Here is a 21029-nt window from a genome sequence, read left to right as displayed (position 1 = left end):
GGTGAGCGTGAGTAGCCTTTCTTCGGTGGAACTGGGGGTTCTGGGCCCTCTGCACGTCCGGCAGTTCGGTCTTCCGGTCGCGATCCCGGGCGCCAAGCCGCGGGCCATCTTGACGATGCTCGGGTTGCACGGCGGTGCTGTCGTTCCCGGGGACACGCTCGTCGAACTGCTGTGGGGGATGGATCCGCCGCGCACCGCCGCGAAAGCTCTGCAAACGCACATCTCTGCGCTGCGTCGCGCGCTGGGCGACGGCTTCGTGCTCACCCAGGGCATGGGATGGACCGTGAACACACCCGACATCGACGCCGTTCGCTACGGAACGGCCGCTGCACGAGGTCGTGAGGCGATGGCCGCCGGGGACGTCGGTCACGCGGTGTCCTGCTTCGACGAGGCGCTCAGACTGTGGCGTGGCGCGCCGGAGCTGCCCGACAGCCGGCGTGGCAGCGCGGAACGGACTCGCTGGACCGAGGGGCACGCCGCCCTGGTCGAGGACCGGGCCGACGCGCTGCTGGCGACGGGCCGAGCCGCTGAGCTCATCGGCGAACTCGAAGCCGCGATCGCCGAGGCACCGCTGCGCGAGCGGCGGTGGGGACAACTGATGCTCGCCCTCTACCGGGCCGGTCGGCAAGGCGAAGCACTTGCGGCCTACCAGCGGGTCCGCGCGCTGCTTGCCGACGAGTTGGGTGTCGATCCCGGACCCGAGCTCCGCCGGCTCGAGTCTAAGATCGTCGTCCAAGATGAGTCGCTCGAACTGCCTGTCTACCAGAACGTTTCGTCCGTCATGCGTGCGGTGACGTTTCTGCTGACCGACATCGAGGGGTCAACGGCGGCGTGGGAGCGGGATTCCGACGCGATGGCGGTGGCGCTCGCGCGCCACGACGAGATCGTCGAGCAGGTGGTCACCTCGCGCGGCGGGCGGCTCATCAAGACCCGCGGCGAAGGTGATGCGACGTTCTCGGTGTTCGACCGCCCGTCGGGGGCGGCTGCGGCCGCCATCGAACTGCAGGAAGCCATCCGCCTCGAACCGTGGGCGCTCGCTGATCCGATGCGGATTCGGATCGCCCTGCACACTGGCGAGGTCGAGCTCCGCGACGGCGACTACTTCGGCCGCGCGGTCAACCGAGCCGCTCGCCTGCGGTCGCTGGCGGAGGGCGGCCAGATCCTGTGCTCGGGGGCGACGGCTGAACTGGTCATCGATTCGCTGGCCGACGACGTCGTGCTGGCCGATCTCGGCACGCGGCAGCTGAAGAACCTCCCGCGGCCGGAGCGTGTGTTCGAGCTGCGCCTGGAAACTCCTGACGACTCCCGTCCGCCCGCGCTCGATGTCCCCATCGAACGACCGGTCATGCCCACCGTGCTGGCCGGCTCCGGTCCGTTCGTCGGCAGAGTCGGCGAGCTCGAACTGCTGCTCGCCGGATGGCAGACGACGCTCGACGCCGGAGCGCGGGCGGTGCTCATCTCGGGCGAGCCCGGCGTCGGGAAGACGCGGCTGGCCGGGGAGTGGTCGCGTCGTGGGTACGAGCAGGGTGCGGTCGTTCTGTACGGGCGCTGCGATGAGGACCTCGGTGCGCCGTACCAGCCGTTCGCGGAGGCGCTGCGATCACTGCTGCCGTGCATGGGGTCCGAGCGGCTGCGTGGCACCCGTGGGATCGAAGCGCTCCTGCCACTTGTGCCGGGCCTGCTCGACGTCCTGCCCGAGTTGGCGGCTCCGCCGCGCGCTGACCCCGACACCGAACGCTACGCACTCTTCGACGCGGTGGTCGCCGTGATGGGGGCCGTGTCCGCCAGCGTGCCCGTGATTCTCGTTCTCGACGATCTCCACTGGGCGGCCAAACCCACGCTGTTGCTGCTGCGGCATCTGCTCCGTTTCGGCGAGCACACACGGCTACAGATCATCGGAACCTACCGCAGCACCGACCTCGACCGGTCGCATCCGCTGGCGGCGATGCTGGCCGATCTCAATCGCGACGGCACCGCCAACAGGCTGCAGCTCGGCGGCCTCGAGCAGGACGACGTCACGGCGTATCTCGTCGCGGCAGGCTATGACGATGAGGACCTGGCCCGGGCACTGGCCTCGGTGACCGGCGGCAATCCGTTCTTCCTCATCGAGGCGCTGCGCCATGTGGACGAGAGCGGTGGCCGTTGGGATCCGAACACGCTGCCGCAGGGAGTTCGAGAAGCCTTGACGCGCAGGCTGTCTCGGCTGTCGGTCGAGACGAACAAGGCACTGGGTGCGGCTGCCGTCGTCGGCAGCCGGTTCGCCGTCGACCTGATCGAGCGGGTGCTCGACCAGGATCTCGTCGATGCCTTCGACGAGGCGTCGACGGCGGGCATCGTCGTCGAGGAGCCGGGTGGGCTGTACCGGTTCAACCACGCGCTGGTCCGGCAGTCACTGCTCGCGGAACTGGCGTCCGTTCGGCGCATGCGACTGCACCAGCGAATCGCCGCGGCACTGGAGTCGGAGCCGGGGGCTGGTGATCTGTTGGCCGAATTGGCTTATCACTACTTCGAGTGCGCGTGGGCAGGCAATGCCGCCAAGGCGGTCGACTACTGCAGGCGGGCCGCCGACCAGGCGATGGCGCGGCTGGCGTACGAAGGTGCGGCGGACCTCTACGACAAGGCGCTCCATGCGCTCGAAGAACTCGACGATGACCTGGAGGACCGCGACCAACTGCAGGGCGAGTTGTTGATTGCGCGCTGCGAGGCCCTGCTCGCAGCGGGTGATGTCGCTTCGGCTGTGGGTGCCGTTACGCAATTGCGCCGAGCAGCAGGCGATTCCAGGCGGCTCGCGGCGTGGGGTGTGTGCTTCGACGGCGAACTCTCCGCGCTCACCGACCCGGAAAGACTGGACGAGATCGAGGCTTCGGTCGGCGAGGCGGCCGCGACGCTGGCCGAGCTGGAGGATGCGGCGGGGGAGGCCAAGGCGCACACTGTTCGCGCCGGATGTCGCGCCCGTCTGGGTCGGATCGGTGACTGCGAGGCGGCGCTGGACCAGGCACTGACTGCAGCACGACGCGCGCGGGATCACCGGCGCGTCAACGCGGTTCTGGCCGGCGCCCCGCTGGCGGCTCTGTGGGGACCGAGCGCGGTTCCGCGTGCGGGCGGGCGGTGCCTCGACGTCGTACGGCTGCTGCGAATCACGACTGGATCACCGGTCGTGGAGGCCACGTCCACACGCTGCCAGGCGGTACTGGATGCGTTCCGTGGCCGAGCCGACGCAGGTCGACAACTGATCGAATCGGCGAGGCGGTCGCTCTCCGAGTTGGGCATGCGGCACGCGTTGATGGAGGTGGAGCAGTTCGCGGGGATCATCGAGCTGGTCGCCGACGAGCCCGCCGCCGCAGAGCAACATCTGCGGCGGGCATACCGCGGCTTTCGCCGTATGGGCCTGGACGCCGACGCCGCGGAGACCGCCGCCTTGCTGGCGCGGGCGTGCCTGGCTCTGGATCGGGATGCCGAAGCAGATGAGTTGTGTTCGCAGAGTCAAAGACTCGCCGGCCACGCGCTGAAGGCGTCGATTTCCTGGCGGACGGTGCGAGCGCAGTTGCTGGCGCGGGGCGGTGCGCACGAAGAGGCGCGGCGGGTGGGGGAGGAGGCCGTGGCGATCGCGGGGGCAACCGACGCTCTTGTCGATCACGGCGACGCGTGCCTGGCGCTCGCAGTGGTGCTCGGAATCGCCGGGGATGCGACAGCTTCACGGGCGGCTGCGGAGCGCGCAGCAGATCTGTATGAGATGAAGGGCGCCGCGGCGCTGGCGGAGAAGGCGCGGCGGTTGCACGGTGGGCGGGGCGCGTCAACTCTCGCGACAGCGTCCGAGGCGGCGGACGTCCGACCCGAGAACGCACGGTTCGACCCACACCGGCCGAGCCCGCGACTCGACAACGCAGCCAGTCGAGTCGACGCACGATTCCAGAGCTGTTTTGCGAACCGTGATTGGGTCTCGATGGCCGAACTTCTTGACGACGATCTATTCGCCGACGATCGCCGCCACATCGTGAATGCCGGAGTGCGACGAGGCCGTGACGCGAAGGTGGCGGACATGCGGGCTACCGCGGAACTCGGTACACACACCGCGGCGTCGACCGTGATCGCCGTTCGGGGTGAGCGACTGGCATTGGTGCGCATCCGTTTGTCGGGGAGAGATCAGCGACCGGAGGCGTTCTGCACCGAGATGCTCGGCGTGGTGGAAGTCAACCGCGAGAATCGGATGACGGCCCGCGTCCTCTTCGACATCGATGACCGCGATGACGCCTTCGCCGAACTCGACGCCCGCTACGCCGCCGGCGAGGCGAGCGCGCATACAGAGGCCTGGACGATCATCGTCGAGGGCTGCGCCTTCCTCAAGATCCACGGAACCTGGCCTATCACCGCTGATTTCGTGGGCGTCGACCATCGTTCGGGCGCAACGTCGGCGCCGGAAGACATGAAGGCCTACGTGCGGGAATCGGCACTGGATACGCCCGGCATCGAGATGTACGTCGAGGCTGTCCATCGACTCTCGGATTGTGCGGCCGTCATCACCACAGTCACCACGGGGTCATCCCCCCAGGGATTCGAAGCCGAGTGGCGATCGATCGGTGTGATCCTCTTCGAAGGAAGGTTGATCGCGCGGACCGAGGTGTTCGATGAGAGTGACCTCGAGGAGGCGCTGGCGCGGTTCGCCGAGCTGAGTCGGCCGCAGCGGTCGCTGGAGAACGAGGCAACCCGGTGCTACCAGCGCTTCAACGCATGCATGGTCACCGGCGATCGGGAGGGGTTGGCCGCGACCCTGGCGGACGACTTCGTCGCAGACGATGCTCGGCGCGTCGTGGGGTCGGGTCGGGTCGGTCGTGACGCTGCGATCAAACACGTCCGGGTTCTCGCGGATCTCGGCGTCACCGAGGCGACGTCGACGATTCTCGCCACCCGGGGAGGTCGTCTGGCACTGGTGCGTGCTCACTTCGGTGGTCGCGACGTGCGACCCGACGCCTTCTCCACCGAGGTCCTCCACCTCGCCGAGGTCGGTGAGTCCGGTGAGATGACGGGGTTCGCTGCCTTCGAAGTCGACGACCTCGATGCCGCAATCGTCGAGCTCGATGCGAGATATTTGGCAGGTGAGGCTGCACCTTTCGCGCGCGCATGGTCGGTCATCGCAGGCGCCTACGCCGCGTTCAACCGGCGTGAGGTAGCCCCGACGTCTCCGGGTTGGTCGAACGTCGACCACCGTCGAGCTGCAGCATTCGCCTCAGGCGAGATGACTGCATACCTGTCGGCAGCGTGGGCCGACTCACCGGATACCAGGATCTACGTCGAAGCGGTACACCGTTTGACAGAAGCAGGCGCCGTCGTGACGCACGCCGCGAGGGGAACCTCGAACGCCGGCTTCGAGGCGGAGTGGCGGGACGTCAACATGTTGACGGTGGAAGGCGACCTCGTCACCCGCAGCGAGCTGTTCGACGCGGACGACCTCGACAGCGCGATCGCGCGATTCGATGAGCTCACGCCAGGTACGCCACTGCTCCGCAGCGAGACGAGCCGATGGGCGGAGCGCTTTCGGCAAAACTTCGTGCTCCGAGACTGGGAAGCCATAGGGACGATGCTGGCCGATGGCTTCACCCTCGACGATCGCCGTCGGACGGTGAACGGCGGGATTCGGCGCGGTCGACAAGCCGAGGTACATGGTCTGCAGACCGCCGCGGACGTGGGTTTCGACGACCTGGCCTGGGTCGAGATTGCCACGCGCGGAAATCATCTCGCCCTGCTGCGGGTCGAATGGTTCGATTCACGACATTCTGGTGCGACATTTCGCGCTGAGTGGCTCGGTATCGCGGAGATTCATGCTGACGGGAGGCTCTCGGCACTCGTCATGTTCGATCTCGATGACTTCGACGCCGCGATCGCCGAGCTGGACGCGCGATACTTGGCAGGCGAGGCTGCACCGTTCGCGCGGACATTCTCGGTCGTCGCGCAAGGGTTCTCGGCTCGGCACAGGCGTGAGGTTTCCCCGACGACAATACATTTCGCCGACGTCGACCATCGGTCTGGAGCGGGACTCAGATCGGGTGATCTCAAGGCGTACCTGGCGGTCGCTTTGCAGGACACGGAGAACAACCGCCTGTACGTGGAAACCGTTCACCGACTGAACGAGCGGGGCGCGGTCATCACCCATGTGGCAACCGGATTCTCGCCGGAAGGGGTTGGTCTCGAATGGCGAATGGTCGACCTTCTCACTGTCGAGGGCGACCTTTTCGACCGCTGCGAGATGTTCGACGAGGACGACGTAGACATGGCACTGGCACGTTTCGACGAAGTGACCGGCGCTATGGGGGAGATCCACAACACGGCCAGCCGAACCTACGAACGCTGGCTGGCGATGTACAGGGCACACGACTGGAACGCGATGTCAGCGCTCCTCGTGGAAGAACATGTCCACCACGATCGACGCCGGGTCGTCAATGGGGGAGTGCAACGTGGCCGAGACTCCATGATCGCCGACATCAGGGCCATCGCAGCTGTCGGAGTGACCAATTTCGAGCCACGTGTCATCGCGACCCGTGGTGATCACCTGGTCCTCTTCAGTCAGCGCGTATCGGGTGGTGCAGGACCCGATGCGTTCGGTTTCGAGGTCCTCAACGTTGTCGAGGTGAATTCCGGCGGGCGCATCGTCCGTGGCGACGCCTTCGATCCAGACGATTTCGATGCTGCGCTGACGGAGCTCGACGCTCGGTTCGTCGCCGGCGAGGCGGCCGCTCACGCGACGGTGTGGACTGCGATCACACAGGCCGTTCCCTTGACGACGTATATCGAGGCCGTGCATCGGCTGAGTGATCTCGGCGCGGTGTACACCTCCGTCGCTCGCGACCCCGTGGGCCAGACGACGTCGCGCAAGGTCTGCACCTCCATCGTCCGGGGTGACACAGTCCTGTGCAGCAACCGCTTCGAGGAGCCGGACGTGGGGTCCGCACTCGCCCATTTCGACGAACTCAGCGCCTCGTGCGGCGACAACCGGGCAAGTCGACTCTTCCAGAGATATAACGCGTGTCTGGTCGAGGGCGACTGGGAAGGGATGACGGAGATCTCGGCCGCCGACATCTACACCGACGATCGCCGTCGAGTCGTCAGTGATGGCGTTCGACGCGGTCTCGACGCTCAAACTGCGAGCATGCGGGCGGCGGCCGACGTGGGAGTCAGAAACGCCGAATGTCGCGTCATCGCCACCCGCGGACAGCAACTGGCGTTGATGTACACGCGAGTCTCCGGCGACCAGCGACAGGATGCATTCGGCCTCGAACTGCTGATCGTCTGCGAGATCGATGAACACGACCGATGTCAGGCAGGGGTGCTGTTCGATCCAGACGACGTCGACGCCGCCCTGTTCGAGCTCGATGCACGGTTCATGACAGGTGAGGGAGCGCCGTACGCGGACATCTGGTCTCTGGTGACCCAGACGTACGCGGCGTTCAACCGGAAGGAGTTGTCGAAGACGACGCCGGACTGGGTGAACATCGACCACCGTCTTGGCGTCGGATCCGCGATCGGCGAGATGAACACTTACGTCAGTGCGATGTGGGAGGTGGTGCCCGATGTCCGTACTCGCATCGTGGCCGTGCATCGGCTGAGCGATCTCGGAGCAGTTTTCACTCATACCGAACGTGGCACATCCGGGCAGGGCTTTGAGGCGGAGTGGCGCGAGGTCGCTCTCCTCACCTTCGACGGCGATGCGATCAACCGCTGCGAGCTGTTCGACGAGCGAGATCTGGATACTGCGCTCGCCAGGTTCGACGAGCTCGGCGGACGAACGGCGGCGCAGAACCTGGCGAGCAGAACAGTGGAGCGGTTCGTGAAGTCCTTTCGGTGCCGAGATCTTGATGCCGTGACGGACGTTATTCATAGCGGATTCACCCTGGACGATCGCCGCCGCGTGGTGGGTGCTGGATTCCGGGAGGGTCGAGATGCCGAGATAGAGGATCTTCGGGCTTTCACCGAACTGGGACTCACTGATGTGACTTTCACCGTCGTTGCGACCAGGGGCAGGCTTCTCGTGCTCTCGCGCACCAGTCTCCGGCAGAGAGATGTCGATTCCAACCAGGTCCACACCGACATGTTGGCGCTCACCGAGGTCGATGACAGAGGTCGCATGACCGCGACGGTGATCTTCGAGGTCGATGATCTCGACGCCGCCTACGCCGAACTCGATGCCAGATATGCAGCCGAACTCCACGGCGAATGACGCCGAGTGTGCGCCCAGATCGCGATGTCGCTCGGAATCGCGATCTGGACGCACACCAGCGGCTACTTCATCTGGAAGTTCGGGGCGCGCTTCTCCTTGAACGCCCGCGGGCCCTCCTTGGCGTCCTCGGAGAGGAACACCGGGATGCCGTTGGCGGTGTCGGGCTTGAACGCCTCTTCCTCGTGCATGCCCTCGGTCTCGCGGATGGTCTTCAGGATCGCCTGCACCGCGAGCGGCCCGTTGTTGTTGATCACCTCGGCGATCTCGAGCGCCTTGTCCAGCGCGCTGCCGTCGGGCACCACGTAGCCGATCAAGCCGTAGGACAGCGCCTCGGCCGCGGTGATGTGGCGGCCGGTCAGCAGCAGATCGCACGCGATCGTGTAGGGAATCTGGCGCACCAGCCGCACCGCCGAGCCGCCCATCGGGTACAGGCTCCACTTCGCCTCGGAGATGCCGAACTTCGCGCTCTCCCCGGCCACCCGGATGTCGGTGCCCTGCAGGATCTCGGTGCCGCCCGCGATCGCCGGCCCCTCGACCGCCGCGATCAACGGCTTCTTCAGCCGCCGGCCCTTGAGCAGACCGTCGATGCGCGACGGGTCGTAGCTGCCGTCCTTGAACGAATCGCCCGGCGGCTTGGCCGACGCGGCCTTGAGGTCCATGCCCGCGCAGAAGTAGCCGCCCGCGCCGGTGAGGATGCAGGTGCGGATCTCCGGATCGTTGTCGACGCGGTCCCAGGACTCGACCATGATCGAGAGCATCTCGCCGGAGAGCGCGTTGCGCGCCTCGGGTCGGTTCATCGTCACGATCAGCGTGTGTCCGCGCTGCTCAACGAGGCAATCGGGCTGCTTCTGGGGTTCGCTCACGGGTGTCCGCCTTTCCGCATCGAAGACAGCGACTTGTCTGGAAATGTAACACGTTCTAATTTAGAGCCGTGGCCCTGAACATCGCCGATCTCGCCGAGCACGCCATCGACGCCGTGCCTGACCGCGTCGCCCTGATCTCGGGCGACGAGAAGCTGACGTACGCCGAGCTCGAGGAGAAGTCGAACCGGCTCGCGCACTACCTGCTCGACCACGGCGTCACGAAGGACGACAAGGTCGGGCTGTACTGCCGCAACCGCATCGAGATCGTCATCGCGATGCTCGGCATCGTCAAGGCCGGCGCGATCCTGGTCAACGTCAACTTCCGGTACGTCGAGGGTGAGCTCAAGTACCTGTTCGACAACTCCGACATGGTGGCGCTCGTGCACGAGCGCCGCTACGCCGACCGGGTGGCCAACGTCCTCCCGGAGACCCCGAACGTGAAGACCATCCTCGTCGTCGAAGACGGGACCGACGAGGACTACCAGCGGTACGGCGGTGTCGAGTTCTACGCCGCGCTCGCGGAGGGCTCCCCCGAGCGGGACTTCGGCCCGCGCAGCGAGGACGACATCTACCTGCTCTACACCGGCGGCACCACCGGGTTCCCCAAGGGCGTCATGTGGCGCCACGAGGACATCTACCGAGTCCTGTTCGGCGGCACCGACTTCGCGACCGGCGAGCCGATCGCCGACGAGTACGGCCTGGCCAAGCAGGCGGCCGAGAACGGGCCGATGGTCCGCTACCCGATCCCGCCGATGATCCACGGCGCCACGCAGTCGGCCACCTGGATGGCGCTGTTCTCCGGCCAGACCACCGTGCTGGTACCGGAATTCGACGCCGACGCAGTGTGGCGCACCATCCACGAGCACAAGGTGAACCTGCTGTTCTTCACCGGCGACGCGATGGCCCGGCCGCTGCTCGACGCGTTGCTCGCCCATCAGGACGCCGGCAACGAGTACGACCTGTCGAGCCTGTTCCTGCTCGCCAGCACCGCCGCGCTGTTCTCCACCAGCATCAAGGAGAAGTTCCTCGAGCTGCTGCCCAACCGCATCATCACCGACTCGATCGGCTCCTCGGAGACGGGTTTCGGCGGCACCAGCGTGGTGGCCAAGGGTGAGTCGCACACCGGCGGACCGCGGGTGACGATCGACAAGAACACCGTCGTCCTCGACGAGGACGGCAACGAGGTCGTGCCGGGCTCGGGTAAGCGCGGCATCATCGCCAAGCGCGGCCACATCCCGGTCGGCTACTTCAAAGACGAGAAGAAGACGGCGGAGACGTTCAAGACCATCAACGGCGTGCGCTACGCGATCCCCGGCGATTACGCCGAGGTGGAGGCCGACGGCACCGTGACGATGCTGGGCCGCGGCTCGGTGTCGATCAACAGCGGCGGCGAGAAGATCTACCCCGAAGAGGTGGAGGCCGCGCTCAAGGGTCACCCCGACGTGTTCGACGCGCTGGTGGTCGGCGTCCCGGATCCCCGCTTCGGTCAGCACGTGGCCGCCGTCGTGCACGCCCGCGAGGGCACCCGCCCGACGCTGGCCGACCTGGATGCCTTTGTGCGCAGCGAGATCGCCGGCTACAAGGTGCCGCGCAGCCTGTGGCTGGTCGACGAGGTGAAGCGCTCGCCCGCAGGCAAACCCGACTACCGGTGGGCCAAGGACGTGACCGAACAGAGGCCCGCCGACGAGGTGCACGAGAAGCATGCGGCGGCGCAGTCATGAGAACGGAACTGTGCGATCGCTTCGGCATCGACTACCCGATCTTCGTCTTCACCCCCTCGGAGAAGGTCGCCGCGGCCGTCACCCGCGCGGGCGGCCTGGGGGTGCTGGGTTGCGTGCGGTTCAACGACGCCGACGATCTCGAGAACGTCCTGCAGTGGATGGACGCCAACACCGACGGCAAGCCGTACGGTGTCGACATCGTGATGCCGGCGAAGGTGCCCACCGAGGGCACGTCGGTCGACATCAACAAGCTCATCCCCGCCGAGCACCGTGAGTTCGTCGACAAGACGCTCGCCGACCTCGGGGTGCCGCCCCTGCCCGCCGACGAGGAACGCTCCGAAGGCGTTCTGGGATGGCTGCATTCGGTGGCGCGCAGCCACGTCGAGGTGGCTCTCAAGCACCCGATCAAGCTCATCGCCAACGCGCTGGGCTCCCCGCCCAAAGACGTCATCGACCAGGTGCACGAGGCCGGGGTGCCCATCGCCGCACTCGCCGGTTCGGCCAAACACGCTCTGCGCCATGCCGAGAACGGCGTCGACATCGTCGTCGCCCAGGGCCACGAGGCCGGCGGACACACCGGCGAGATCGGCTCGATGGTGCTGTGGCCGGAGGTCGTGGATGGACTGCGCGCCCTCGGCCATCCCAATCCGGTGCTCGCCGCGGGCGGCATCGGCACCGGCCGGCAGGTGGCGGCCGCGCTGGCCCTGGGCGCACAGGGCGTCTGGATGGGCTCGGCCTTCCTCACCTCGGCCGAGTACGACCTCGGGGTGCGCCTCGAGTCGGGTCGCTCGGTGATCCAGGAGGCCATGCTCAGCGCCACTTCCGCCGACACGGTGCGCCGGCGCATCTACACCGGCAAGCCCGCCCGACTGCTCAAGAGCCGCTGGACCGACGCCTGGGACGCCGACGGCGCCCCCGAACCGCTGCCGATGCCGCTGCAGAACATCCTCGTCAGTGAGGCCCATCAGCGGATGAGTGAATCCTCCGATCCCACGGCGGTGGCGATGCCGGTCGGGCAGATCGTCGGCCGGATGAACGAGATCCGCCCCGTCGCCGACATCATCGCGGAACTGGTCAGCGGGTTCGACGAGGCGACGAAACGTCTGGACGGCATCCGCGACGCCTGAGTAGTCAGGTCGACAGGCGCCCGCGTACGTGCCGCACGTGCAGCAGCACGCTGCCGAACAGAGCCGCGGTACCGATGGCCGTCAACCACAGCCAGGCTCGCCCGGGGAGCGCCCACACCGCCGTCAGGAGGGCGAAGCCGGTGAACTGCAGTGCGCCCGCGGCGATCAGCTCGGGATACAGACGAAGCAGTGAGAACATGTAGCGCCCGGGCGGCGCGCGCAACAGCGGCACGATCTGTTTGATCAGCAGATAGCCGACGACACGAAGGCAGAAGACGCCCACCACCAGTCTCGTGGACGCCGACGGGTCTGCGCCGATGGCGATGACGGTCCACTCGATCAGCGCCAGCACGATGCCGAAAACGATGATGATGTCCGAGAACGCCGCGGACACAGTGGATTCAAGGTTCAGCGCTGCTTCTCGGCACCGTACGTCACTGGCGACGGCCCCGGCGAAATGACCGGCTGCCCCGACCGGGTCGTCGCGCAACAGGTGGAGGCGACCGAGATCGTTACGTGCCGAGGAGTGGTTGGGCTCCAGCGACAGCGCCTTCTCGAGTGCTTTCTGCGCGGTGTCCTGGTCTCTGTTCTCGACGGCGACGTGGCCGAGAACGGCCCACGTATCCGCCTCGTTCGGTGCGAGGTGGATTGCTCGCCGCGCGGCGGCGTACGCCTCCTGGGAAGAGTGCCGCGAGGTGGAGCAGACCAAAGCCCGTACGTAGTGCGTGTTCCACGTGTCGGGCGCGAGGGCGACCGCTCTCCTCGCTGCGGTGGCGGCCTCGTCGGACCAGCCCAGCAAGTGCAGGGCCGTTGCGCGCAGCCGCTGCGGATACTCCCACCGAGGAGCAGCCGCCGCCGCGCGGGTGGCCAGTTCGCCGGCCTCTCGACAGCGGCTCGAGTCCAATGAGGCCCTCGCGGCGGCGCACAGAACGTCGGGGTTGTCCGGATCCTCGGCCAACGCTGCGGCGAGCATGCGCAGCGCTTCGTCGGGGCGATGGATCTCGATGAGGTGATGGGCTCGGATCAGCGCGCCTCCCACATCATCATCGAAACTGTTGGCGCTCACAGCTTCCTGACCCTCTTCAGGTACGTCCGCAGGTCGGCATAGGTGCCGTCGTCGTCGGCGAACAGCACCACGTTGCGTGCGGTCTGCAACCACTCCCCGATGGAGGGACGAACCTCGCTGAGAGCGGCGACGAGGTCCCGCATCTCGATCATGCGGACCTCGCCGCTGCGGGCGCTGTCGAGCAGTGCCCGTTCCGACGCGGTCTCGCAGACATGCGCGATATCGGCACCAGAGAAACCGTTGGTGTCCTTGGCCAACCGGGCCAGATCGATGCCCGCGACGGGACGGTGCCGCAGGTGGTAGCGGAACACCGATGCCCGTGCTTCGACATCAGGGGGTTGCACCAGCAGCGTCCGGTCCAACCGACCCGGCCGACGCAGTGCGGGATCGACATCCCACGGCTGATTGGTCGCGGCCAACACGAACACGCCGTCGTTGCGATGTGCCACACCGTCGAGCTCGGTCAACAGCTGGACGACGGCACCGCGCATCGCAGCGTTGTGTGTTCCGCTGCGCTTCTGGCCGAGCGCATCGATCTCGTCGAGGAAGAGCACGCAGGGCGCTTCCCGGCGCACCAGGTCGAACAGCTCTGCGATGTTGCGTTCGGAGTTGCCGACGTACATGTCCAGCACGTCGGCCAGTCCGACACTGACGAACCGCGCTCCCAACTCACCCGCCACTGCGCGGGCGAGGAACGTCTTCCCGCAGCCCGGCGGGCCGTACATCAGCAGACCGCCGCGCAGGCTCTTGCCGTACAGCTTTCGCAACTCGGGGTTACGCATGGGCGCGAGAAACGCTGCCTCCAGACGGTCTTTGACGGTGTGCATCCCGCCCACGTCGGCCAGGGTGACGCCCGCGTTCTCCGCCTCCCAGGCACACACCGCCTGGCCCCGTCCGGCCTCATCGCCGACGAACATCGGTGCGACGATCTCGTCGAGTTCACGGTCAGCGGCCGACCAGTCGAAACCGCCGGCCGCAGGCTCGGCGGGCGTCACCGACCGGGCCATCAGCTGTCGCGCCTCGCCACAGGTTGGATCCTGAGATAGCACCGTCGCGCATTCGGCGATGGCGTCGTCGACAGCGCCGGCAGCCAGCAACTGCTCGGCAAGGTGCAGCCGAAGGAGAGCGTCGTCGGGCGCGCGCTCGACGGCGCGTCGCAGACTCTCGATCAGCGGGTCGGTCATCGGCTCAAAGTACGTGACCAGGGGCCCTGATGACAGGCGATTTTCGCCGAGCCCGCCCAGTCGGCACGCAATCCTGACACAGTGCCGGAGGGCTCACTATCGCACGGACGATTCCGAGGAGCACACATGAACGGTGCGCATTCCCTGCTGACCACCCTCGTCGGTGCGGGCGTCGACGTCTGCTTCGCCAACCCCGGCACGTCGGAGATGCACTTCGTCGCCGCGCTGGACACCGTCGGCGGCATGCGCGGCGTGCTCACGCTTTTCGAGGGCGTGGCCACCGGCGCCGCCGACGGGTACGCCCGGATCGCCGGCACACCGGCCGCGGTCCTTCTGCACCTCGGTCCCGGGCTGGGCAACGGCCTGGCCAACCTCCACAACGCGCGCCGTGCGCACACCCCGATGGTCGTCGTGGTCGGCGATCACGCCACCTATCACAAGAAGTACGACGCCCCACTGGAATCCGACATCGACGCGGTCGCGGGCTCCGTGTCGGGGTGGGTGCACCGCACGCTGCGGCCCGGCGACGTCGCGGCCGACACCGTGGCCGCCCTCGAGGCTGCCCGGCGCGGCGTGGTGTCGACGCTGATCCTGCCCGCCGACGTCTCGTGGAGCGACGGGGCCACGTCGGCCGAGCGTGAAGCCACCGGCACGGTCGGCGCCGAGCGTGGCGATGGCTTCGCACTCGACGGCATCCTCGATGACGACGCGGTACGCGTCGCCGCGTCGGCGCTGCGCTCCGGGGAACGCACCGTGCTGCTCATCGGCGGCGACGCGACCCACGGACCGGGACTCGCAGCCGCGGTCCGCATCGGCGAGGCCACCGGAGCGACGGTGCTCTGCGAGACGTTCCCGGCGCGGCTCGAGCGGGGTGCGGGGGTGCCCGCGGTGGAGCGGCTCGCGTACTTCGCCGAGGCCGCCGCCGAACAGCTGGCCGGGGCGCGACACCTGGTGCTGGCGGGTGCGGTGTCTCCGGTGTCGTTCTTCGCCTATCCCGGCAAGCCGAGCGATCTGGTGCCCGACGGGTGCACGGTGCACACGCTCGCGTCGCATCGCGGCGCGGCCGCGGCGCTGGAACATCTGGCCGACGAGGTGGCGCCGGGCAGCACCGCGACCGTGGCGCCCGCGGCACGGCCGGATCTGCCGACCGGCGAGCTGAACGCGTTCGCCGCGGCCACCGTGATCGGCGCCCTGCTGCCCGAGGGGGCCATCGTCGTCGACGAATCCAACACCGCGGGAGTCGGTGTCGCCGCGGCGACCGCCGGCGCCCCGGCCCACGACGTGCTGACCCTGACCGGAGGCGCCATCGGCTACGGCATCCCGGCCGCGGTGGGCGCGGCGATCGCCGCCCCGGACCGCCCGGTGGTGTCGTTGCAGGCCGACGGTTCGGCGCTCTACACCCTTTCGGCGCTGTGGACGCAGGCCCGCGAGAATCTCGACGTCACGACGGTGATCTTCAACAACGGCGCCTACGACATCCTGCGGATCGAGCTGCAGCGCGTGGGTGCCGGCAGCGGCGCCCAGCCCGGCCCGAAGGCGCGCGAACTGCTCGACCTGGGTTCTCCCGCCATCGATTTCGTGCGGATCGCCGAAGGCCTCGGCGTGCCCGGCCGCCGTGTCCGCACCGCAGAGGAGCTGACGGCGGCGCTGGCCGACGCGTTCGCCGAGCCGGGCCCGCACCTGATCGACGCGATCGTGCCGTCGCTGCTGTCCTGACCCGCCTCAGGGCAGGATGATGGCCTGCTGGGTGATGGTGGTCAAACCGGCTGTAGCGATGTCGAATTCGCTCTGCGCGGCATCAGCGTTGAACTGCACCACATAGACGCCGTCGTCGGCGGGGACCACCACCGTCGTCTGCGCCACGACCTTGGTGACGCCGTCTCGCACCCACGTGCCGTCGAGCCGGTAGCTGGGGTAGTCGTCGCGACCGCCCGGACCCTGTTCCCCGATCGGCGTCCAGCCGGTGAGGGCCGCGAGCTCGCCGGGAGCCGAGTCGATCAGCGCCTGCGGATCGGCGGCGCCGGTCAGCTTCGACATCAGCACCACGATGTTCGGTGTGTAGTCCTCGGGCCGGGGTCCCCGGTAGACGACGGCGGAATAGGCCCACTCCGGGGTGAGGGAACCCGCGTCCTCCCAGCCGTCCATCCACGGCAGGTCGACAGTCGGGGCGCCGGCGTCCCCGCGGTGGATCACGGTCTCCTGCAGGCCGTTAGCCGTGATGTAGTCGCGAATCGTCTGGGCCTTCGGCGCAGGCGCGCTCGGCTCTGCGGTGGCCGGAGGCGGGGCGCTGGCGACGGGACCCGCCGGCGCCGATGCGGACGGATCCCCTCCGGTGGGCGAGCCGCAGGAGGTCACGACGAGCGCGGCCGACGCCACCGCGACGAACCGGACGACGGCGGCTCGGATCATGGCTGAAATCCTGCCGTTCCGACATCGGCCTTGTCCAGGGAACTGGCCTTTGCAACTACTTGTTTGCTGTGTCTGTCGGTGCGGCCGTCTTGTCCGCGGCGATGCGGGCCAGGTTGTGTTCCACCTCCTGTTGCCACAGATCAAAGGCGTGGGTGGTGTCGACCTCCTGCTCGAAGCGGTCGGTCATGTCGGGCGTGACGTCGGCGGCGTCGACGTAGAACTGCTGATACCAGCGCCGGTGCTGGTACACCGGGCCGTCCTCCTCGGTCAGCAACGGGTTGTCGATGCGGGTCTTGTTCTTCCAGATTTCGACGTCCTGGAGGAAGCCTTCGCCGAACGTCCGGTTCATCGCCGCCGCGAGCTTGGCGGCCTTGTCGGCGGGCAGTCCGGGCATCTCGGCGACGGCCACGCCCCACTGCAGCACGAAGGAGTGGTGTGTCACCGGGTAGTGGCAGTTGATCAGCGCCACCTCGACGGTGAAACCGGGCGCCAGGTCGTTGTGCAGCCAGTTGATCATGTAGGCGGGCCCGAAGTACGTGGCCTCCGACCTCAGGTGTGTTCCTTCCCAGAGCTTCTCGGGATCTGCTGTGTAGTCGGGCCGCGGTTTGGACTCCATGTACTGGCTGGCGGTGTGCCCTTCGATCACGTTCTTGAAGTAGGTCGGATACGCGTGGTGGATGTAGAAGAAGTGCGCCATGTCGACGTTGTTGTCGACGATCTCGCGGCAGTGCGCGCCCTCGATGAGGATGGAACTCCACTGCCAGGGCGACCAGCGGCCCTCGTCGTAGCCCTCGATCGTCGGCGGGGTGAGCTCGGCCGGCGGCGTGGAGCCCTCCGGGTCGTGCCAGACCAGCAGCTGGCCGTTCACCTCGGTGGTGCGCCACGCTCTGGTCCGCGCCATCCGCGGGGTCCGCTTCGCGTACGGCACCAGTGAGCATCTGCCGTCGCCGCGCCACCGCCAGTCGTGGAACGGGCACGCGATGTCGTCGCCCTTGACGGTGCCCTGGCCGAGGTTGCCGCCCATGTGGCGGCAGTACCCGTCGAGGACTTTGAGCGCGCCGGTGGAATCGGCGAAGACCACGAGCATGGTGCCGAAAGCGTTAATGCTGTGCGGCTTTCCATCCCGAAACGTCTCGGCGAGCCCGAGGCAGTGCCAGCCGCGGGCGTAGCGTGTCATCGCGGCCCCGGTGTCGATCTCACGGATCTGCTCGGTCATGGACGGGTCCTTCCTGTCATGTCCAGCACGGCCAGGTGGCTGAACACCATGCTGGTGCCGATGGGGTTGCCGCCGCCGGGGTAGGCGGTGCCGCTGGGGGCGGCCATCGTGTTTCCCGCTGCGTAGAGACCCGGGATCACCGCGCCCGCGGTGTCGAGGACCCGCGCCGCGGCGTCGGTGCGCAGGCCGCCCTTGGTGCCCAGATCGGAAACGCCGAACGCGGCCGCGTGGAACGGCGGGTGATCGATCGGAACCAGCGGTGACGCCCCGCCGGAGAACGCGCGGTCGTAGGCTTCGGCGCCACGGCCGAAGTCCTCGTCGACGCCGCTGCGCGCGAACTCGTTGAAGCGCGCCACGGTGTCCTCCAGATTCGACGCGGGCACGCCGATCGCCGCGGCCAGGTCGGCGAGAGTGTCTGCGGTGCGCCACAATCCGGCCTCCACGTAGCGCTCGGTCTCGACCATCGACACGTTCGGCGCCTTCACCGGCGGCACGACCCCCTCACGGTCGTCGTAGACCATCCAGTAGGGCAACGTCACCGCGCCGTCGGCCATCGCCGCCAGCACCCCCCGGCCCAGCCGGTCGTAGGCCGCCGACTCGTTGACGAACCGCCGGCCGTCGTCGTCGACGAAGATGCCGCCGGTGAACCACAGGGCGAAGGCCGATGTGCCGTCGGGATGGGTGAGGCCGGGCGACCACCAGGCCTGGTCCATCAGATCCGTGTCGGCGCCGGCGGCGATCCCCGCCAGATGCGCCAGCCCGCGATTCGACGGCGGCCCCATCGTGTCGGTGGATCGGCCCGGCACGCCGTAGTGGGACCGCATCTCGTCGTTGTGCTCGAATCCGCCCGCAGCGAGCAGCACGCCGCGGCGGGTCCGAATGGCCCGGCTGCCCTCGTCGGTCGTCACCACCGCGCCCACCACCGCGCCGTCCTCGACGACGAGGCGGGTCAGCGCGGTGTTCAGCCGGACGGCGGCGTGGGGGTGGCGGCGCAGCGCGATGAGGAAGCGGGCGATCAGTGCACGGCCGCCGACGAAGTAGTCCTCGGGCTGTGGACGGCCGAGACGATCGGTGTCGAGCGGGCCGCGGATGAGCTCGATGAGATCGGTTGCGGCGGCGGTCCGTAGCGGCTTGGCCGCGATGTGCCGCATACCGTCGGTGCGTGCCTTCGGGGCGGAGCCGAAGTAGTCGGGCCAGGGCAGCAGCGAGAACTTCAGTTGCTCATCGGCTTCGAGGTAGGCGATCAGCGGTGCGCCGCCACGCACGTAGGCCTCGCGCAGCGCGGCGGGTGTGCGGTCGCCGACGACGGCGTTGTAGTACTCCAATGCGTCGTCGAGGGTGTCGTCGACGCCGGCGCGCTGCAGGACGGGGTTGCACGGGAACCACATGCCGCCGCCGCCGGAATATGCGGTGGTGCCGCCGAACCTGTCCGACGCCTCGATCAGCAGGACGTCGAGGCCCTCGCGCGCCGCGGTGTAGGCGCCGGTGACCCCGCCTGCACCCGACCCGGCGACCAGCACGTCGGTCTCTTCGTCCCAGTGCTGGATGGTCTTCGCGCGAGCGCTCATCCCGTCAGACATGGGCTTTCCTTCCGTACGCGGCGAACTCGTCGTCGAGCGCCTGCCGGTCGGCGGCGCTCATGAGGCGGTACTCCGGTTGCCCGCGGCCGGTCCAGCGGTACACCTCCTCCGCGGTGTGCCAGCGCTCTGCCTGCAGATCGCGTTTGAGGATCTTGTTCGACCCGGTGGCCGGCAGGTTCGCCGACACCCGGAGCAGTCGCGGAAACCCCTTGGCGCCCAGATCATCCTGCGAGGCGATGAAGTCGGCGAAGCCGACGGCGTCGAAGGTGCGCGGATCGGCGACCTCGACCGCGGCCATCACCTGGTCTCCCGAACGCGGGTCGGGAACTCCGTACACCGCGGCGGCGATGACGTCGGGACGGCGTCGCAGCACGCGTTCGACGGTCAGTGCCGAGATGTTCTCGCCGTCGACGCGGATCCAGTCGCCTCGTCGGCCCGCGAAGTACAGGAACCCTTCGGTGTCGACGTAGCCGAGGTCGCCGGTCCAGTACCAGCCGTTGCGGGTCCGCTCGGCGTCGGCGGCGTCGTTGCGGTAGTAGCCTTCGAAGTCCCGCGCCGCACGCCGGTCTACGATCTCGCCGATGGCCTCGTCCGCGTTGCGGACCCGTCCGGTGGCGGAGAGAGCCGCAGGCGGACAGGGCGTTCCGGTGCCTGGGTCGACGACCACCACGTCGGGGTGGGCGGGACGGCCCAGGGCGCCGGACGGGGCGGCCGGGTCCGGTACGGCGACCGCGCCGCCCTCGCTGGAGCCGTATCCCTCGAACAACTCGGCGCCGAACCGGCGCCGGAACTCCTTCTGGTCCTCGGGGGAGGCCTCGGTGCCGAATCCGCGTTGCAGGGTGTTGTCGGCGTCGTCGGGGGCCTCGGGGGTGGCCATCAGGTAGGCCAGTGCCTTGCCGACGTAGGTGAAGAACGTGGCGCCGAAGAACCGGACGTCGGGCAGGAAGCCGGACGCCGAGAACGTCGGGGTCAGGCACACCGTCGCACCGTTGGCCAGCGCCGGCGCCCACAGCGCCATCAGCGCGTTGCCGTGGAACAGCGGCATGCAGCAGTAGTCGACGTCGCCGCGGTGATGGCCGAACTTGTCGGTCGCGGCGTAGGCGATCCGGGCCAGCCTGCCCTGGGTGCAACGCACGGCTTTCGACGTACCGGTGGTGCCGGAGGTGAACAACAGCAGCAGAAGGGTGTCCGCATCGACACCCTTGGCGGCAACTGCTGTTCCGCGACACTCCTCGACGCGACGGCGGTAGCCGTCGTCGTCGACCCGCAGGATCAGGTCGGCCGCGACGCCGTGATCTAGATCGGCGAGGCGCGCAGCGCCACCGGCGTCGGTGACGATCATCGCGCAGTCGGCGTGCCGGATGTCGGCGGCCAGATCCGAGGCACCGCGGGTGGGGTTCAAGCCGACGACGGTCGCGCCCGCGAGGGCGGCGCCGCCCAGCCAGAACACGAAGTCCGGCACGTTGTCGAGCAGGACGCCGATGTGAAACGGTGCGTCGTCGGATCTTTGGTGATGCAGTGCGGTCGCCAGCCTGGCACGCGCGGCCGATTCGGCCACCACCTCGTCCCACGACCACTGCCGCTCTCGGGTGCGCAGACCGGGGTGCCGGTCGCCGCGACGGTCGAGCAGCATCGTGGCGACGTCGGTGCGCCG

General features: G+C 68.1%; 11 protein-coding genes. 4 read left to right on the top strand and 7 right to left on the bottom strand.

What is annotated here, in order from left to right; genetic code table 11:
• Positions 1–25: 25 nt before the first annotated feature.
• Positions 26–8209 (top strand): BTAD domain-containing putative transcriptional regulator, encoded by an 8184-nt coding sequence (locus MCHUDSM44219_RS12110; RefSeq protein WP_082162162.1) that lies wholly within the window; start codon positions 26–28, stop codon positions 8207–8209.
• A gap of 62 nt (positions 8210–8271) precedes the next feature.
• Here MCHUDSM44219_RS12110 and MCHUDSM44219_RS12105 read toward each other — a convergent pair whose 3' ends face one another.
• Positions 8272–9072: a crotonase/enoyl-CoA hydratase family protein gene (locus tag MCHUDSM44219_RS12105; RefSeq protein ID WP_048418496.1), complete on the bottom strand. Its 801-nt coding sequence runs from the start codon at positions 9070–9072 to the stop codon at positions 8272–8274.
• A 68-nt stretch (positions 9073–9140) separates the two neighbouring features.
• On the opposite strand from MCHUDSM44219_RS12105, the gene MCHUDSM44219_RS12100 reads away from it, so the two are divergent.
• Together MCHUDSM44219_RS12100 and MCHUDSM44219_RS12095 are read left to right on the top strand one after the other, a co-directional pair.
• Entirely contained in the window at positions 9141–10793 is a 1653-nt protein-coding gene (locus tag MCHUDSM44219_RS12100) for a medium/long-chain-fatty-acid--CoA/3-oxocholest-4-en-26-oate--CoA ligase (protein ID WP_048418495.1), read from the top strand.
• Entirely contained in the window at positions 10790–11920 is a 1131-nt protein-coding gene (locus MCHUDSM44219_RS12095) for an NAD(P)H-dependent flavin oxidoreductase (RefSeq protein WP_048418494.1), read from the top strand. Before MCHUDSM44219_RS12100 ends, MCHUDSM44219_RS12095 begins: the two co-directional genes overlap by 4 nt.
• Before the next feature lie 4 nt (positions 11921–11924).
• Here the strand turns inward: MCHUDSM44219_RS12095 and MCHUDSM44219_RS12090 are convergent, their stop codons facing one another.
• The gene (locus MCHUDSM44219_RS12090; protein ID WP_048418493.1) at positions 11925–12986 is read right to left on the bottom strand and encodes a tetratricopeptide repeat protein; all 1062 of its coding nucleotides are present in this window, start codon (positions 12984–12986) and stop codon (positions 11925–11927) included.
• A complete protein-coding gene (locus MCHUDSM44219_RS12085; protein ID WP_048418492.1) occupies positions 12983–14170 on the bottom strand; it encodes a tetratricopeptide repeat protein in 1188 nt (395 codons plus the stop codon). The genes MCHUDSM44219_RS12090 and MCHUDSM44219_RS12085 overlap by 4 nt, the downstream gene beginning before the upstream one ends.
• A gap of 126 nt (positions 14171–14296) precedes the next feature.
• On the opposite strand from MCHUDSM44219_RS12085, the gene MCHUDSM44219_RS12080 reads away from it, so the two are divergent.
• On the top strand, positions 14297–15886 hold the full coding sequence (locus MCHUDSM44219_RS12080) for an acetolactate synthase large subunit (RefSeq protein WP_048418491.1): 1590 nt from the start codon (positions 14297–14299) through the stop codon (positions 15884–15886).
• A 6-nt stretch (positions 15887–15892) separates the two neighbouring features.
• Here the strand turns inward: MCHUDSM44219_RS12080 and MCHUDSM44219_RS12075 are convergent, their stop codons facing one another.
• Genes MCHUDSM44219_RS12075 through casI form a run of 4 tightly spaced genes read right to left on the bottom strand, consistent with a single transcriptional unit; the run spans position 15893 to position 21008 of the window.
• Entirely contained in the window at positions 15893–16579 is a 687-nt protein-coding gene (locus tag MCHUDSM44219_RS12075; RefSeq protein ID WP_048418490.1) for an LpqN/LpqT family lipoprotein, read from the bottom strand.
• 55 nt (positions 16580–16634) lie between these two features.
• A complete protein-coding gene (locus tag MCHUDSM44219_RS12070; protein ID WP_048418489.1) occupies positions 16635–17795 on the bottom strand; it encodes a 3-ketosteroid-9-alpha-monooxygenase, oxygenase component in 1161 nt (386 codons plus the stop codon).
• Entirely contained in the window at positions 17792–19375 is a 1584-nt protein-coding gene (locus MCHUDSM44219_RS12065) for an FAD-binding protein (RefSeq protein ID WP_048418488.1), read from the bottom strand. The genes MCHUDSM44219_RS12070 and MCHUDSM44219_RS12065 overlap by 4 nt, the downstream gene beginning before the upstream one ends.
• A complete protein-coding gene (casI, locus tag MCHUDSM44219_RS12060) occupies positions 19368–21008 on the bottom strand; it encodes a steroid-22-oyl-CoA synthetase (protein ID WP_048418676.1) in 1641 nt (546 codons plus the stop codon). The genes MCHUDSM44219_RS12065 and casI overlap by 8 nt, the downstream gene beginning before the upstream one ends.
• Positions 21009–21029 lie beyond the last annotated feature (21 nt).

The organism is Mycolicibacterium chubuense (genome assembly GCF_001044255.1).
In the GTDB taxonomy this organism is placed as follows: Bacteria; Actinomycetota; Actinomycetes; order Mycobacteriales; family Mycobacteriaceae; genus Mycobacterium; species Mycobacterium chubuense.
Note: the sequence above shows the minus strand (reverse complement) of the source record. Positions and strands in the feature narration are given on the sequence as shown.